This window comes from Rhodoferax sp. (assembly GCF_023701345.1).
In the GTDB taxonomy this organism is placed as follows: Bacteria; Pseudomonadota; Gammaproteobacteria; order Burkholderiales; family Burkholderiaceae_C; genus Rhodoferax.
In genome coordinates this window covers 1-15,171 of record NZ_JAMPXE010000085.1, presented here as the reverse complement: position 1 = coordinate 15,171, position 15,171 = coordinate 1, and the positions used below count along the sequence as shown (strand labels likewise).

The following is a 15,171-nucleotide window of genomic DNA, read 5'->3' as shown; positions in this document are numbered from 1 at the left end:
GCCCCACAGGTAAGTCGGAACGGGTGAACGCCGGGTGGTGCCGTCATGACCCAGCCAGAGCTTGAGATGCGCCACGGCGGCTTCATTCGAGCCAACGCAAAAGTTTTTCAGGCTCGGCCCCGTCGGCAAGCCCATGTCCAGCACCAGTTGTTGCATCATGCGTCGTGACGGTCCTGGTAAAGCGCGCTGTCCAGATAAGCCAGGCGCAGCCGGCGGATGGCGACCAGCATCACCGCGCTCAGCGGCAGGGCAATCAACACGCCGACAAAGCCCAGCAAATGGCCAAACGCCAGCAAGGCAAAAATAACGGCCAGTGGATGCAGCCCGACGCGCTCACCCACCAGCCGCGGGGTCAAAAAGAAACTCTCCACCAACTGGCCCAGGCCATACACCACCGCCACCATCACCAGCGCGCTGACATGACCGGCCTGTGCCGAAAATTCAAGAAAACCCGCCAGCGTCGCCAGAATCAGCCCGAGCCCGAAACCCAGGTAGGGAATCGCCACAGCCAGGCCGGTGAAGACACCAATGGGCAGCGCCAGATCCAGGCCAAACAGCGCCAGCCCGGCGCTGTAATACACCGCCAGCACCACCATCACCAGCATCTGGCCGCGCAGGTACTGACCCAGCACACCATCGGCTTCATCGGTAAAGTTGTCCACCGCCGGGCGCAACCGGGGCGGCACCAGCACCAGCAGCAGGTCGACAAAGCGGCGCCATTCCATCAGCAGGTAAAACAGCACCACCGGGATCAGTACCGCATTGCCCACCAGCGACAACGCCACGCTGCCACCGAGTTTGGCCGAGGCCAGCAAACGGCCCAGCAAGTCTTCAAAATTGGCGCTCAGATGCTCCATGGCAAAAGCCTTGAGCCCGGCCACGTCAAGCGACACATGCACGCCAAATTGCGACAAGAAGGGTTGCAGGAAGGTATTAAAGCGGTCCAGCATCGGCGGCACCTGCTCACGCAGCAGTGGCAACTGCTTGATCAGGATGGGCACCACCAGCAGCATCAGCGCCAGCAGCAGTAGCAGGAAAATAATTTCCACCAGCACCACCGCCAGCAAACGGGGCATGCGGCCCCGGCCCAGTCGGTCCAGCCAATCCACCACGGGCGTAAGCGCGTAGGCCAGAATGGCCGCCACCACAAACGGCGTCAACACCGGAGCCAGCAGCCAAAGCACAGCCAGCGTGCCCAGCAGCAGCGCCAACCAGGCAGAAGCTCTTTTTTGTGTGGAAGTAAATTGCATTGATGAAATGGCCAACGGGCCAACCCCTTAAAATCAGGCCAAATTCTATCGGGCTTACGGCTTGCCGCCTGAGCCACCCTTTTGCCTTACCTGCCCATTGTCATGACCCAATCCACCTCCCCTCTTTCCTACAAAGCCGCCGGCGTTGACATTGACGCGGGCGACGCGCTGGTGGAACGCATCAAGCCGCTCGCCAAGAAAACCATGCGCGAAGGCGTGCTGGCCGGCATCGGCGGCTTTGGCGCGCTGTTTGAAGTGCCCAAGCGCTACCAGGAGCCGGTGCTGGTGAGCGGCACCGACGGCGTCGGCACCAAGCTCAAGCTGGCGTTTGAGTGGAACATGCACGACACCGTGGGCATCGACCTGGTGGCCATGAGCGTCAATGACGTGCTGGTGCAAGGCGCCGAGCCGCTGTTTTTCCTGGACTACTTTGCCTGCGGCAAGCTCGACGTGGACACCGCCGCCGCCGTCGTGGGCGGCATCGCCAAAGGCTGCGAGCTGTCCGGCTGCGCCCTGATCGGCGGTGAAACTGCTGAAATGCCCGGCATGTACCCGGCTGGTGAATACGACCTGGCCGGTTTTGCGGTGGGCGCGGTTGAAAAATCCAAAATCCTGACAGGTGCAGATGTCAAGCTTGGCGACGTGGTGCTGGGTCTGGCCTCCAGCGGAGTGCATTCCAATGGCTTCAGCTTGGTGCGCAAGTGCATCGAGCGCGCCGAAAGTGCTGGCACCGTGCCCGCCACGCTCGACGGCAAACCGTTCAAGCAGGCGCTGATGGAGCCCACCCGCCTCTATGTCAAGAACGTGCTGGCCGCGCTGGCCGCCCACCCGATCAAGGCCCTGGCCCACATCACCGGTGGCGGCTTGCTGGAAAACATCCCGCGCGTGCTGCCTGGCGGCACGGCCGCCCATCTGGTCAAGGGCAGCTGGCCAAAAACCGAACTGTTTGCCTGGCTGCAAGCCACGGCGGGCATTGACGACATCGAGATGAACCGCACGTTCAACAACGGCATCGGCATGGTGGTCGTCATTGACTCCACCAGCGCTGCTGCCTGCGCCACCACGCTGCGCGCTGCCGGTGAAGCGGTGTATGAAATCGGCGTGATTGCCGAGCGTGGCGACAGCGCCGCCGTGCTGGTGCGCTGATTCCAGAGCATGAACCGGACTCGTCATCGCGAGCGAAGCGCGGCGATCCATGAACAGAGTCCGTCATTGCGATACGCAAGTGAAGCAATCCATGACTTCCGACTTCATGGACTGCCACGCTACGCTCGCAGTGACGGAGCCACGTTCAGGCAATGACAACCGGGTCGGGATAGAGACTTAACCATGACCCCGCCACCCCAGCCTTTGCGCAAAATCCCGGCAGGTATCTGGGCGCTGGGCTTTGTCAGCCTGCTGATGGACGTGTCGAGTGAGCTGATTCACAGCCTGTTGCCGGTGTTCATGGTCACCACTTTGGGCATCAGCGTCTTTGTGGTTGGGCTGATCGAAGGGGCCGCCGAGGCCACGGCGCTCATCGTCAAGGTGTTCTCCGGCGCCTTGAGCGACTACTGGGGCAAACGCAAACCACTCGCCGTGCTGGGCTATGGCCTGGGCGCATTGTCCAAACCGCTGTTTGCCCTGGCCACGTCCAGCGGCTGGATCATCACCGCACGGCTGGCCGATCGGGTTGGCAAAGGCATCCGCGGCGCGCCGCGTGATGCGCTGGTGGCCGACATCGCCCCGCCTGAGCTGCGCGGTGCCGCCTTCGGCCTGCGCCAGTCGCTCGACACCGTGGGTGCTTTTTTGGGGCCGATGCTGGCCATTGGCTTCATGCTGCTCTGGCAGGACGACTTTCGCGCCGTGTTCTGGGTCGCCACCGTGCCGGCTGTCCTGTGCGTGGCGCTGCTGGTGTGGGGCGTGCAGGAGCCGGATCGGTCTGTGACCCACAAGCGCCTCAACCCCATCAGCCGCGCCAACCTGGCCCGCTTGCGCCCGGCCTACTGGTGGGTGGTCGGCGTGGGTGCCGTGTTCACGCTGGCACGATTCAGCGAGGCCTTTCTGGTATTGCGGGCACAGCAAGGCGGCTTGGCGCTGGCCTGGACGCCGTTGGTACTGATCGGCATGAACATCGTCTACGCCGCGTGCGCCTACCCGTTTGGCAAGCTGGCCGACAAATTGAGTCATACCAGCTTGCTCGGCTGGGGCCTGCTGCTGTTGATCGGTGCAGATGTGCTGCTCGCATTCGGCAACAATGGTGTGATCTTTTGGGCCGGCGTGGCGCTGTGGGGCTTGCACATGGCCATGACACAGGGCCTGCTGGCCGCCATGGTGGCCGACACCGCGCCGGCCGATTTGCGCGGCACCGCCTATGGTTTTTTCAATTTACTCAGCGGCGTGGCGATGCTGGTCGCCAGCGGCCTGGCGGGCTGGCTCTGGCAATCATTCGGGGCCTCGTTCACCTTTATGGCGGGTGTTGGTTTTGCGGCACTCGCGCTGGGTTTGTTGGCGCTGCAACCGCGACCGCCTGTCACACCTACTCGTTTGTGACAGCGGCCTGAAGCGCTGGCTTTCGGGTTTGCCAAGCGGCGTCAATCCACTTGATTTGCTGCGAGTCAGCACCATATGATTTGGCAATGGGAGTTTCTTTGGCAAAGGGAGCACATATGAACCCAATCCGCCCACCCGCTGTCGCCGGGTCTTTTTACCCAGGGCGCAGCCAGACCCTGACACACGATGTGTTGGCCATGCTGGCTGCGGCCAAGTCCGGTGCTGCCAATACGCCCGCCCTGCCACCCAAAGCCCTGATCGCTCCCCATGCGGGCTACATCTACTCCGGCGCCACCGCGGCACAGGCCTATGCGCAACTCGCCACAGTCCGCCAGACCATCCGGCGCGTGGTGTTGCTGGGGCCGGTGCACCGGGTGCCTGTGCGTGGTCTGGCCCTGCCCGGTACCGACTACTTTGCCACCCCGTTGGGCGAGATCGAAATCGACCAGGACGCCGTGGCGGCCATTCGGTCGCTGCCCCAGGTGGTGGTGAGCCCGGCCGCCCACGCGCAGGAGCATTCGCTGGAGGTGCAATTGCCGTTTTTGCAGTCCGTGCTGGATGACTTCAAACTGCTGCCGCTGGCGGTAGGCGATGCGACGCCGGCAGAGGTGGCCCAGGTGCTGGACGTGCTCTGGGGCGGCGACGAGACGCTGATCGTGATCAGCTCCGACCTGTCGCACTTTCTGCCTTACGCCACCGCGCAGTCGATTGACAGCGAGACGGTGCAGGACATGATGCAGTTGGAGCCAACGCTGAACCACCAGCAGGCCTGTGGTGCCACCCCGGTCAACGGCCTGCTGCTGGCGGCCCGGCGCCATCACCTGCAACCGCAACTGCTGGGGCTGTGCAATTCGGGTGACACGGCTGGCGACAAGGGGCGCGTGGTGGGTTATGCGGCGCTGGCCTTCCATCAGGAAACAACCCATGGACACTGATCAAACATCACCAGTCAAAGACGGCAAGGAGTTGCTGCAGATTGCCCGTGCTGCCATCACCAGTGCCTTGGGTCAACTGACCAGCACGCCGGAAATGGCCGGGGAGTTGCAGGCCTTGGGCGCCTGCTTTGTCACCCTGACGCAGCAGGGCCAACTGCGCGGCTGCATTGGTTCGCTGCACGCGCACCGTCCGCTCATCAGCGATATTCAGGCCAACGCCATTGCCGCCGCCCTGCACGACCCGCGCTTTGCCCCCCTGACTCTGGCCGAACTTGATGTCACCGACGTTGAGGTCTCCGTGCTGTCAGCGATGCAGCCCCTTGACTTTGACAGTGAAGAACATGCCCTGGCGCAACTGCGACCCGGTGTGGATGGCGTGGTTTTTGAGTTCGGACGTTACCGCAGCACCTTTTTGCCGCAGGTGTGGGAGCAATTGCCCAACACCCGGCAGTTCATGGCCCACCTCAAGCACAAGGCGGGGCTGGCGCCCGATTTCTGGGCGGCAGAGGTTCGGCTGCAGCGTTACACGGTGCGCAAATTCAAGGAAGTCGAGGGCACAGCATGAAAGTGAACGCACCCAGCTACCCTGCCCGTTACTGGCACCAGATCGAGGATGGCCGCCTGCAGTGCGACCTGTGTCCGCGCGACTGCAAGCTGCACGAGGGCCAGCGCGGCGCCTGTTTTGTGCGCATGCGCGAGGGTGAGCAGATGATCCTGACCACTTACGGGCGTTCATCCGGGTTTTGCATCGATCCGATCGAAAAAAAGCCGCTCAACAACTTTTACCCGGGCAGCAGCGTGTTTTCCTTTGGCACGGCGGGCTGCAACCTGGCCTGCAAGTTCTGCCAGAACTGGGACATCAGCAAGTCGCACGACATGGACCGGCTGATGGACCAGGCCTCGCCCCAGGCAATCGCCAAGGCGGCGCGCCAGCAAGGCTGCAAGAGCGTGGCCTTTACCTACAACGACCCGGTCATTTTTGCCGAGTACGCGATGGACACGGCCGATGCCTGCCACGCGCTGGGCCTCCAGACGGTGGCGGTCACGGCGGGCTACATCCATGAGCAGCCGCGGCGTGATTTTTTCGCCAAAATGGACGCCGCCAATGTGGATCTGAAGGCGTTCACCGAAGACTTTTACTTCAAACTGACCAGCGCGCATCTGCAGCCGGTGCTCGACACCCTGCTCTACCTCAAGCATAAGACTGATATCTGGCTGGAACTCACCACCCTGCTGATTCCGGGGCGCAACGACTCGGACGAGGAACTCACCGCCATGTGTGGCTGGATCAGCAAGGAGCTTGGCCCCGACGTGCCGCTGCACTTCTCGGCTTTTCACCCCGATTACAAAATGGTGGACGTGCCCCAGACGCCGCTTGCCACGCTGGTGCGCGCCCGCAACATTGCCTTGCAACAGGGGCTGCACTATGTCTACACCGGCAACGTGCACAACGTTGAGGGCGACACCACCTTTTGCCCCGGCTGCAAAGCCCCGCTGATCGTGCGCGACTGGTACCAGATCAACGACTACCGACTCACCGCCTCGGGCCATTGCCCCGATTGCGGCACGGCCATAGCCGGGCGTTTTGATGCGGCCAGCGGCCACTTTGGCCGCCACCGCATCCCGGTCACGCTGGGATGACTGGCCTCAATAGCTGGCCAGCGGCACCAGAGTGGCGTTCTTGAAGGTATAGACCGTGATCGGGGCCTGCTTCATGTTGCCTTTGTCGTCGTAGGCGTAGGTGCCCATGATGCCCTTGTAGCTGGCTTTATAGATGACAGCGCCCACTTTGTCCGGGTCCAGTGAACCGGCTTTCTGGATGGACTCGCCAATGAACATGGTTTGGTCATAAAACGGCGCGGCATACACGTCGGCGTCCTGGTTGTAACGTTGCTTGTACTTGGCTTTGAAAGCCGGGCCAGCGGCTGTCTTTTCCAGGATCGAGCCACCCTGCGCGCAGAACACCACGTCGTTGACCGCATCGCCAGCGAGCTTGCCCATTTCGGGGCTGCACAGGGTGTCACCGCCCAGCAATTTGGCTTTGATGGCGAGTTGTTGCATCTGGCGTGTCATGGGCGCGGCCTGAGGCGCGTAGCCGCCAAAGAATATGGCTTCCGGTTTTTTGGCCTTCAGGCTGGTCAGGATGGCGGTGAAGTCGGTGGCCTTGTCGGTGGTGAATTCCTTGGCCACCACGTTCAGCCCCAGTTTGTTGGCTTCCTTGGTAAATTCTTCGGCCACACCTTGGCCAAAAGCGGTTCGGTCATCAATCACCGCCACGGTTTTCAGCTTGAGCACCTTGGCCGCATAGTTGGCCATGCCGGAACCAATCTGGTTGTCGCTGGCGATGATCCGAAACAGATTTTTGTAGCCGCCCAAGGTGACTTTGGGGTTGGTGCCGACGGTGGACATCATGGCGCCACCTTCGTTATAAATTCGCGAGGCCGGAACCGCCACCCCCGAGCAATAGGGGCCCATGACGAACTTGACGCCGCCATCGACAAATTTTTGCGCAACCTGCACACCGGCTTTGGGGTCGCATTGGTCGTCTTCGGATTGCAGGACAAATTTGAGCGTTTTGCCACCGACCGTGATCTTCTTGCTGTTGAGGTCATCAACGGCCAGGCGCACGCCGTTCTCATTGTCCTTGCCGGCAAAGGCGTTGGCACCCGACAAGGGGCCGGTCAGGCCAATGACAACCGTTTGTTCCTGGGCCTGGGCCTGGCTGGCAAAGGCCAGGGTCAAAGCGCCCATCAGGGGTAAAAGTGTGGAGGTAAGTTTCATAGGGGTTTCCTGAAAAAATTTAGAAAATGCATGACTAAGTGTTGTCATTGCGAGCGAAGCGCGGCAATCCAAGGAGTCAGGCAGTCATGGATTGCTTCACTGCGTTCGCAATGACGGAGGGCGGGTTCTCTACAAATTTCCGATGCCTCATGGTGGTGTCTTGAATGTCATCAATGTCTCCTTTTTTATAAAAATCAGCCCATCGTCATCAACTGCGCGTTGCCGCCTGCGGCTGCCGTGTTGGTGCTGATGCTTTGTTCGTGCATCAAGGCGCTCAGGTCGTAGTGTGCCCCTGCGGCAAGTTGAGCGGGTGTCAGACTTTCAATGCGCACGATGGCACCGTCATGCTGCGCCACCTGAAGCGACAGGGCTTGCAGTGCGTCACCATCGCCTTCAAACAGCATGGCGCTCAGGTGTTTTTCGCCGTGCAATTGCCCGGCGGTGCACAACTGTACAAACGGTTTGACCGCGACGGGCAGCGTATTGAGCAGCCGTGCCAAAGCGCTGTCAGAGGCCGGCGCCTCCAGCCAGCAGCGGTTGCCGCTGGCCAGGGCCGCCGCCAATTGATTGATCAAGCCAAGCGTGGTTTGTGGCACGGCACAAACCGCGCCGCGCGGCAACAGCTGGTAACGGTTCGATTCACCCGTCGGACCGGGCAGTTTGAAAGCCTGTCCCAGCACGGTGCAGGCCAGGTAGGCTTCACAGATGGCGCTGGCTTGCACCGCTTCAAAGTGGCTCAATTCACCCAAAGGCGCCACCAACGCCAGCCCTTGCAAGCTTTCCAGTAAAACCTCCAGGGCTTGCAGGCTGGCGTGCTCGGATTGTTGGCGCCCGGTGCTGGCGGGCACCAATGCGCGACAAGCGGGCGAGTCTGTCAGTGCGGTGAGAGCCGGATTGTTCTGGGCCGCGTCGGCCTGCAACAAACGGTAGAGGTACAACGGGCCGCCTGCTTTGGGCCCGGTGCCCGACAAGCCCATGCCACCAAACGGCTGCACCCCCACCACCGCACCAATCACGTTGCGGTTGACGTAAATATTGCCTGCCTGCACCTTTTGCGTGACCTGGGCAATGGTTTCGTCAATGCGGCTGTGCACGCCAAAAGTCAGGCCGTAGCCGGTGGCATTGATGGCATCAAGCACCTTGTCAAGGTCGTCACGCCGGTAGCGCAGCACATGCAGCACCGGGCCGAACACCTCGCGCTGCAGGCGCTCGATGCGGTCGATTTCGATCAACGTGGGCATCACAAAATGACCTTGAACGGCGCTTTCGTCGCGCGCCATGCGTGTGACCGCCTGGCCATCGGCCTGCATGCGCGCAATGTGCCGTTCAATCTGCGCATGCGCCTCCTCGTCGATCACCGGCCCGATGTCGGTGTGCATGTGGTCCGGGTTGCCCATCACCCACTCGCGCATGGCCTGCTTGATCATGTCGAGCACGCGCTCGGCCACGTCTTCCTGAACGCACAACAGGCGCAAGGCCGAGCAGCGCTGGCCGGCAGAATCAAAGGCCGACGCCAACACATCGCCCACCACCTGCTCGGCCAGCGCCGATGAATCGACCACCATGGCATTCTGGCCACCGGTTTCGGCAATCAGCGGGATGCTGCGGCCCTGCCGGCTCAGGCGTTGTGACAGGGTTTGCGCGATCAGGCGCGCCACTTCGGTCGAGCCGGTAAACATCACACCCGCCACCTGCGGGTGCGCCACCAGCGCAGCGCCCACCACATCGCCGGTGCCGGGCACCAATTGCACCGCATCTTGTGGCACGCCGGCTTCGTGCAGCAGCTTGACCATCACATCGGCCACCAGCGGTGTTTGTTCGGCCGGTTTGGCCAGCACACAGTTGCCGCTGGCCAGCGCCGCCGCCACCTGGCCGGCGAAGATCGCCAGCGGAAAGTTCCACGGACTGATGCACAGCACCACGCCCAGGGGCCGATGCGTCTGGTTGTCAAATGTGGCCTCCACCTGGGCCGCGTAATAACGCAAGAAGTCCACCGCCTCGCGCACCTCGGAGATGGCATTGGGCAGCGACTTGCCCGCCTCGCGCACGATCAGGCCCAGAATGCTTTGCGTGCGCTGCTCAAGCAAGTCAGCCGCACGCTTCAGGCAGGCAGCGCGCTCCTGCGGCGGTGTGACCTGCCAAATTTGCGTGGCATGGTCCGCCCGGCTCGCCGCCAGACTCACCTCGCTGGGGCTGGCCGGGCGCACCCAGCCCACCACATCGCGCGTGTCGGCCGGGTTGAGCACGGCTTGCCAGCCGTCAATTTCAACCGTTTGCGGGCTCACTGGCGCCACCTCAGCCACGCTGGCCGCAGCGGCGTGGCTGGTTTGCGTGCTGCGCAGCAAGCCGGCAGCCAGTGACGCCAGTTGCTGTTCATTGGCCAGGTTCAGACCCGACGAGTTCAGCCGCGACTGGGCACCCAGCTCGGCAAACATCTGGCGCGGCAAGGCAATTTTGGAATGGGGCGCGCCGAGTTGGCCGGTCTGCGCCTCGATGGCCTGCGCTTCGCTCACCGGGTCGGCCACCAGTTCTTCGACTTTGATTTTGGGGTCGCCAATGCGGTTGACGAAGGAAGAGTTGGAACCGTTTTCCAGCAGCCGGCGCACCAGGTAGGCCAGCAGCGTCTCATGGGTACCCACCGGCGCGTAAATGCGGCACGGGCGGCCCAGTTTGCCGTCTGCCACGGTACCGGTGACCTGCTCGTAGAGCGGCTCGCCCATGCCGTGCAGGCACTGGAACTCGTATTGACCGGCGTAATAGTTTTGACCCGCCATCTGGTAGATGGAGGCCACGGTCTGCGCGTTGTGGGTGGCAAACTGAGGGTACACCGCATCCGGCACGGCCAGCAATTTGCGTGCGCAGGCCAGGTAAGCCACGTCGGTATAGACCTTGCGCGTGTACACCGGGTAGCCGTCCAGACCATCGAGTTGGGCGCGCTTGATTTCGGCGTCCCAGTAGGCGCCCTTGACCAGCCGGATCATCAGCCGGTGGCCGCTGCGCCGGGCCAGATCGATCACATGGTCGATCACATAGGGGCAGCGCTTGAGGTAAGCCTGCACCACAAAACCGATGCCGTTCCAGCCTTTGAGCCGGGGGTCGAAACACAGGCTCTCCAGCAGGTCCAGCGACAACTCCAGCCGGTCCGACTCTTCGGCGTCGATGTTGATGGCAATGTCGTACTGGCGCGCCAGCAGCGCCAGCTTGGTCAGTCGCGGCAGCAGCTCGGCCATGACGCGGTCGCGCTGGGCGCGGCTGTAGCGCGTGTGCAGGGCGGAGAGCTTGACCGAAATGCCAGGACCTTCAAAAATGCCACGGCCATTGGACGCCATGCCGATGGCGCGGATCGACTGCTCGTAAGACGCCACATAGCGCTCGGCATCCAGCTCGGTGGTGGCGGCTTCGCCCAGCATGTCGTAGGAGTAACGAAAGCCCTTTTTCTCCAGCGCGCGGCTGTTGGCCAGCGCTTCGGAAATGGTTTGCCCAGTGACGAATTGCTCACCCATGAGCTTCATGGCGCGGTGCACACCCTGGCGGATCAGCGGCTCGCCACCCTTGCCGATCAGGCGCGTGAGGGCGCTGGCCATGCTTTTTTCGCTCGCGGTGGCGGTCAGCTTGCCGGTCAGCATCAGGCCCCAAACGGCCGCGTTGACGAACATCGACGGCGAGTTACCCAGATGCGAATGCCAGTCGCCATGGCTGATCTTGTCGCGAATCAGCGCATCGCGGGTGGCATTGTCCGGGATGCGCAAAAGCGCCTCGGCCATGCACATCAGCGCCACGCCTTCCTGGCTGGACAGCGAAAACTCCTGCACCAGCGCTTCCACGCCGCCGCTGTCCTTGTTGCTGCGCAGGCCATTGACCAGGCGGGCCGCCACTTCTTCGATGGCCGTGCGCTGCACCGGGTCAGTGACATGGGCCAGTTGCACCAGCAGCGGCAGGCACTCGGGCTCGGGGCGGTGCCAGGCGGCAGTGATGGCAGCGCGCATGTCGGTCTGCGGCAGCACGTTTTGCGCCCAGTCCAAAAAAGGTTGTGGCGCAGAAAAGGTGGCTGCGACGGGTGTTGTCAGCTCGTCGGCTTCATCCAGTTCAGAGGCTTCAACAACATGAGTTGCACTTACGCTTGCAAGCGGTGCTAACTGGCCACGCTCGACACTCTCGACATACTGCATGACCGCCTGCTTGATGAGCCAGTGCGGGGTTTTTCCCTGCGCGCTGGCAGCCTCCTTGATGCGTGTTCGGAGGGTTTCATCGACCTTGATGCCAAGCGTGACAGTAGCCATTGGTGCAACTTTTCATAAAATAAGTTGCACCAATTCTATTTAGAGTGCAACCCATTTAAATCAGGGATAACCCTTGGGTTGCACTTTTATGGATATCGGGCTGTAGTAGAAACCCGCCCTACAGAAATTTGCGGCATTCAGACCCTCACGCAATCGGCGTAGTAATGCACCTGGCCATCGGCGCCCTGCTCTTCCACCAGGCCGTGGATGTCGGTTTCGAAACCCGGGCACTGGCGGTTGAACTCGCGGGAAAACTTGAGGTAATCCACAATCTTCTTGTTGAACACCTCACCCGGAATCAGCAGCGGAATGCCGGGTGGGTAAGGTGTCACCAGGCCCACAGTGACGCGGCCTTCGAGCTGGTCAATCTCCACACGCTCGGTCTTGCGCAGCGCAATATGGGCGTAGGCGTCGCTCGGTTTCATCGCCGGGGTGAGGTCGCTCAGGTACATGTCGGTGGTCAGCCGCGCAATGTCGTACTTGGCATAGAGCTGGTGGATGTGCTGGCACAGGTCGGCCAGGCCCATGTCTTCGTATTTGGGGTACTTCTGGCAAAACTCCGGCAGGATGCGCCACATGGCCTGGTTCTTGGCGTAATCGTCCTTGAACTGTTGCAAGGCGGTCAGCATGCTGTTCCAGCGGCCCTTGGTGATGCCGATGGTGAACATGATGAAAAAGCTGTAAAGGCCCGTTTTTTCCACCACCACGCCGTGCTCGGCCAAAAACTTGGTCACGATGCTGGCCGGAATGCCGGTCTTGGCAAACTTGCCGTTCAGGTCCATGCCCGGTGTCACCACGGTGGATTTGATCGGATCAAGCATGTTGAAGCCGGTGGCCATCTTGCCAAAACCGTGCCAGTTCACGCCCGCCTTGATGGTGCGCGACTCGCCCTTGATGATCCAGTCGTCGGCGCGGCCAATGCCCTCCTCCACCAGTTTGTCCGGTCCCCAGACCTTGAACCACCAATCGCTGCCGTAGTCGTCGTCAATCTGGCGCATGGCACGGCGGAAGTCGAGCGCCTCGGCAATACTTTCTTCCACCAGCGCGGTGCCGCCGGGCGGCTCCATCATGGCCGCGGCCACGTCGCAGCTGGCAATGATGCTGTACTGCGGACTGGTGCTGGTGTGCATCAGGTAGGCTTCGTTGAAGAGGTGCTTGTCAAGCTTAACGGTTTGCGAGTCCTGCACCAGCACATGGCTGGCCTGGCTGATGCCGGCCAGCAGCTTGTGAATGGACTGGGTGGCGTAGACCATGGCTTTTTTCGGCCGCGCCCGGTTTTTGCCCATGGCATGGTAAGTGCCGTAAAACGGGTGAAACGCCGCGTGTGGCAGCCAGGCCTCGTCAAAGTGGATGTTTTCCACATAGCCGTCGAGCATGTTCTTGACCGTTTCGGTGTTGTACAGCACGCCGTCGTAGGTCGATTGCGTCAGCGTCAGCACGCGCGGCTTGATCTGGTTCACGTCGATGTCGGGCAAATGCTCCTTGATCAGCGGGTTGGCCCTGATCTTGGCCTTGATGGTGGCGGGCTCGAACTCGCTTTTGGGAATGGGTCCGATGATGCCGAAGTGGTTGCGCGTGGGCTTCAAAAACACCGGGATCGCGCCGGTCATGATGATCGCGTGCAGGATCGACTTGTGGCAATTGCGGTCCACCACCACCACGTCGTTCGGCGCCACGGTGTGGTGCCAGACCATCTTGTTGGAGGTAGAGGTGCCGTTGGTGACAAAAAAGCAATGGTCGGCGTTGAAGATGCGCGCGGCATTGCGCTCGCTCTTGCCAATGGCGCCATCGTGGTCGAGAAGTTGGCCCAGTTCTTCGACCGCGTTACAGACGTCGGCGCGCAGCATGTTTTCACCGTAAAACTGGTGGTACATCTGGCCCACCGGGCTTTTCAGAAACGCCACGCCGCCCGAATGACCCGGGCAGTGCCACGAATAGGAACCATCCTCGGCATAGTCGAGCAAGGCCTTGAAAAATGGCGGCTGCACGCCTTCCAGGTAACTCTTGGCTTCACGGATGATGTGGCGCGCGACAAACTCGGGGGTGTCCTCGAACATGTGAATGAAACCGTGCAGTTCACGCAGGATGTCGTTGGGCAGATGGCGGCTGGTCTTGGTCTCGCCGTAAATGTAGATCGGCACATCGAGGTTGCGCCGGCGCACCTCTTCGATGAAGTGGCGCAGGTTCACCACGGCCGGGTCCAGGTCTGGCCCCGGGGTGAATTCCTCATCGTCGATCGACAAAATAAAAGTGCTGGCCCGGCTTTGCTGCTGGGCAAACTGGCTCAGGTCACCATAGCTGGTGACGCCCAGCACCTCGAAACCTTCAGACTCGAAGGCCTGCGCCAGGGCGCGGATGCCCAGGCCGGAAGTATTTTCAGAACGGTAATCCTCGTCAATAATGACAATCGGAAAGCGGAATTTCATGACAGGCTCCAGCGACGCAGGGAAAAAAAGGAAATTGGCGCGAAGTGTAAGGACTTATCGCGTCAAGACGGTTGCGGACACGCACTTTTACCGCAGAATGTGGCAGGTCTCATAACAAATGGAAACAAACATGGCTGAATCGACCATCTGGTGGCTGTTGGCAGGGGGATTGATTGCGCTTGAACTGCTGACCGGCACCTTTTATCTGCTGATGGTGTCGCTGGGCGTGGCCGGCGCCGCCATCGCCGCCCACCTGGGGGCGTCGGTGCCGGTGCAACTGGTGGTGGCAGCAGCGCTCGGCGGTGGTTTTGTGGTGGCCTGGCGCAGTTATAAAAAGCACCAGCCGCCAGCCCTGCCGGCCGGCGCCAACCGGGATGTCAATCTGGACATCGGCGAAACCCTGCATATCGATGTCTGGAACGAGGACGGCACCAGCACCGCCCATTACCGCGGCGCCAACTGGGGCGTGTCCCTGCGCGTCGGCGCGGCGTCAAGTCCCGGATTGCACCGGATAGTCGAAGTCGTCGGCAGCCGGCTGGTGGTGGAGAAGGTGTGAATTGGAAGAGGATTGTCATTGCGAGCGAAGCGCGGCAATCCATGAATGCCAGGCCCCTGGATTGCCACGTCACTGCGTTCCTCGCAATGACGTGATCATCGGTTAATTAATTTTTTGGAGTCATCAAATGGAAGTTGCAGTCCTGTTTTTTATCATCGCGGTGATCTTTGTCACCCAATCGGTCAAGGTCGTGCCGCAACAGCACGCCTGGGTTGTCGAGCGGCTTGGCAAGTACACCGGCACCTTGATGCCCGGCCTTAATTTTCTGATTCCGTTTGTCGACAAGGTGGCCTACAAACACCTGCTCAAGGAAATCCCGCTCGACATCCCGAGCCAGGTCTGCATCACGCGCGACAACACCCAGTTGCAGGTCGATGGCATCCTGTATTTTCAGGTGACCGATGCCATGCG

General features: G+C 61.3%; 11 protein-coding genes. 7 read left to right on the top strand and 4 right to left on the bottom strand.

Annotated features, from left to right (window positions below; genetic code table 11):
* Positions 1-155 precede the first annotated feature (155 nt).
* Complete coding sequence (locus tag NDI87_RS11990; protein ID WP_296275481.1) at positions 156-1,250, bottom strand: AI-2E family transporter; 1,095 nt, start codon at positions 1,248-1,250, stop codon at positions 156-158.
* 102 nt (positions 1,251-1,352) lie between these two features.
* On the opposite strand from NDI87_RS11990, the gene purM reads away from it, so the two are divergent.
* The 5 genes from purM (at position 1,353) to amrS (ending at position 6,358) form a co-directional block, all read left to right on the top strand.
* Positions 1,353-2,396 (top strand): phosphoribosylformylglycinamidine cyclo-ligase, encoded by a 1,044-nt coding sequence (gene purM, locus NDI87_RS11985; protein ID WP_296275479.1) that lies wholly within the window; start codon positions 1,353-1,355, stop codon positions 2,394-2,396.
* Positions 2,397-2,579: 183 nt separating this feature from the next.
* On the top strand, positions 2,580-3,782 hold the full coding sequence (locus NDI87_RS11980; RefSeq protein WP_296275478.1) for an MFS transporter: 1,203 nt from the start codon (positions 2,580-2,582) through the stop codon (positions 3,780-3,782).
* 116 nt (positions 3,783-3,898) lie between these two features.
* Positions 3,899-4,717, top strand: coding sequence for an AmmeMemoRadiSam system protein B (gene amrB, locus NDI87_RS11975; protein WP_296275476.1), 819 nt, complete (start codon positions 3,899-3,901; stop codon positions 4,715-4,717).
* Entirely contained in the window at positions 4,707-5,282 is a 576-nt protein-coding gene (amrA, locus tag NDI87_RS11970; RefSeq protein WP_296275474.1) for an AmmeMemoRadiSam system protein A, read from the top strand. Before amrB ends, amrA begins: the two co-directional genes overlap by 11 nt.
* Positions 5,279-6,358, top strand: coding sequence for an AmmeMemoRadiSam system radical SAM enzyme (gene amrS / locus NDI87_RS11965; RefSeq protein ID WP_296275473.1), 1,080 nt, complete (start codon positions 5,279-5,281; stop codon positions 6,356-6,358). The genes amrA and amrS overlap by 4 nt, the downstream gene beginning before the upstream one ends.
* Positions 6,359-6,364: 6 nt before the next feature.
* On the opposite strand, the gene NDI87_RS11960 is transcribed toward amrS, so the two are convergent.
* From NDI87_RS11960 to NDI87_RS11950, 3 genes are all read right to left on the bottom strand, one after another.
* A complete protein-coding gene (locus NDI87_RS11960; protein ID WP_296275470.1) occupies positions 6,365-7,498 on the bottom strand; it encodes a branched-chain amino acid ABC transporter substrate-binding protein in 1,134 nt (377 codons plus the stop codon).
* A gap of 194 nt (positions 7,499-7,692) precedes the next feature.
* Positions 7,693-11,778, bottom strand: coding sequence for a trifunctional transcriptional regulator/proline dehydrogenase/L-glutamate gamma-semialdehyde dehydrogenase (gene putA, locus NDI87_RS11955; protein ID WP_296275468.1), 4,086 nt, complete (start codon positions 11,776-11,778; stop codon positions 7,693-7,695).
* 137 nt (positions 11,779-11,915) lie between these two features.
* Positions 11,916-14,204, bottom strand: coding sequence for an arginine/lysine/ornithine decarboxylase (locus NDI87_RS11950; protein ID WP_296275466.1), 2,289 nt, complete (start codon positions 14,202-14,204; stop codon positions 11,916-11,918).
* A 130-nt stretch (positions 14,205-14,334) separates the two neighbouring features.
* On the opposite strand from NDI87_RS11950, the gene NDI87_RS11945 reads away from it, so the two are divergent.
* Positions 14,335-14,760, top strand: a complete 426-nt coding sequence (locus NDI87_RS11945; RefSeq protein WP_296275465.1) for an NfeD family protein — start codon at positions 14,335-14,337, stop codon at positions 14,758-14,760.
* Positions 14,761-14,887: 127 nt separating this feature from the next.
* Positions 14,888-15,171, top strand: a 284-nt coding sequence (locus NDI87_RS11940; protein ID WP_296275463.1) for an SPFH domain-containing protein, incomplete at its 3' end; no start/stop codon positions are given.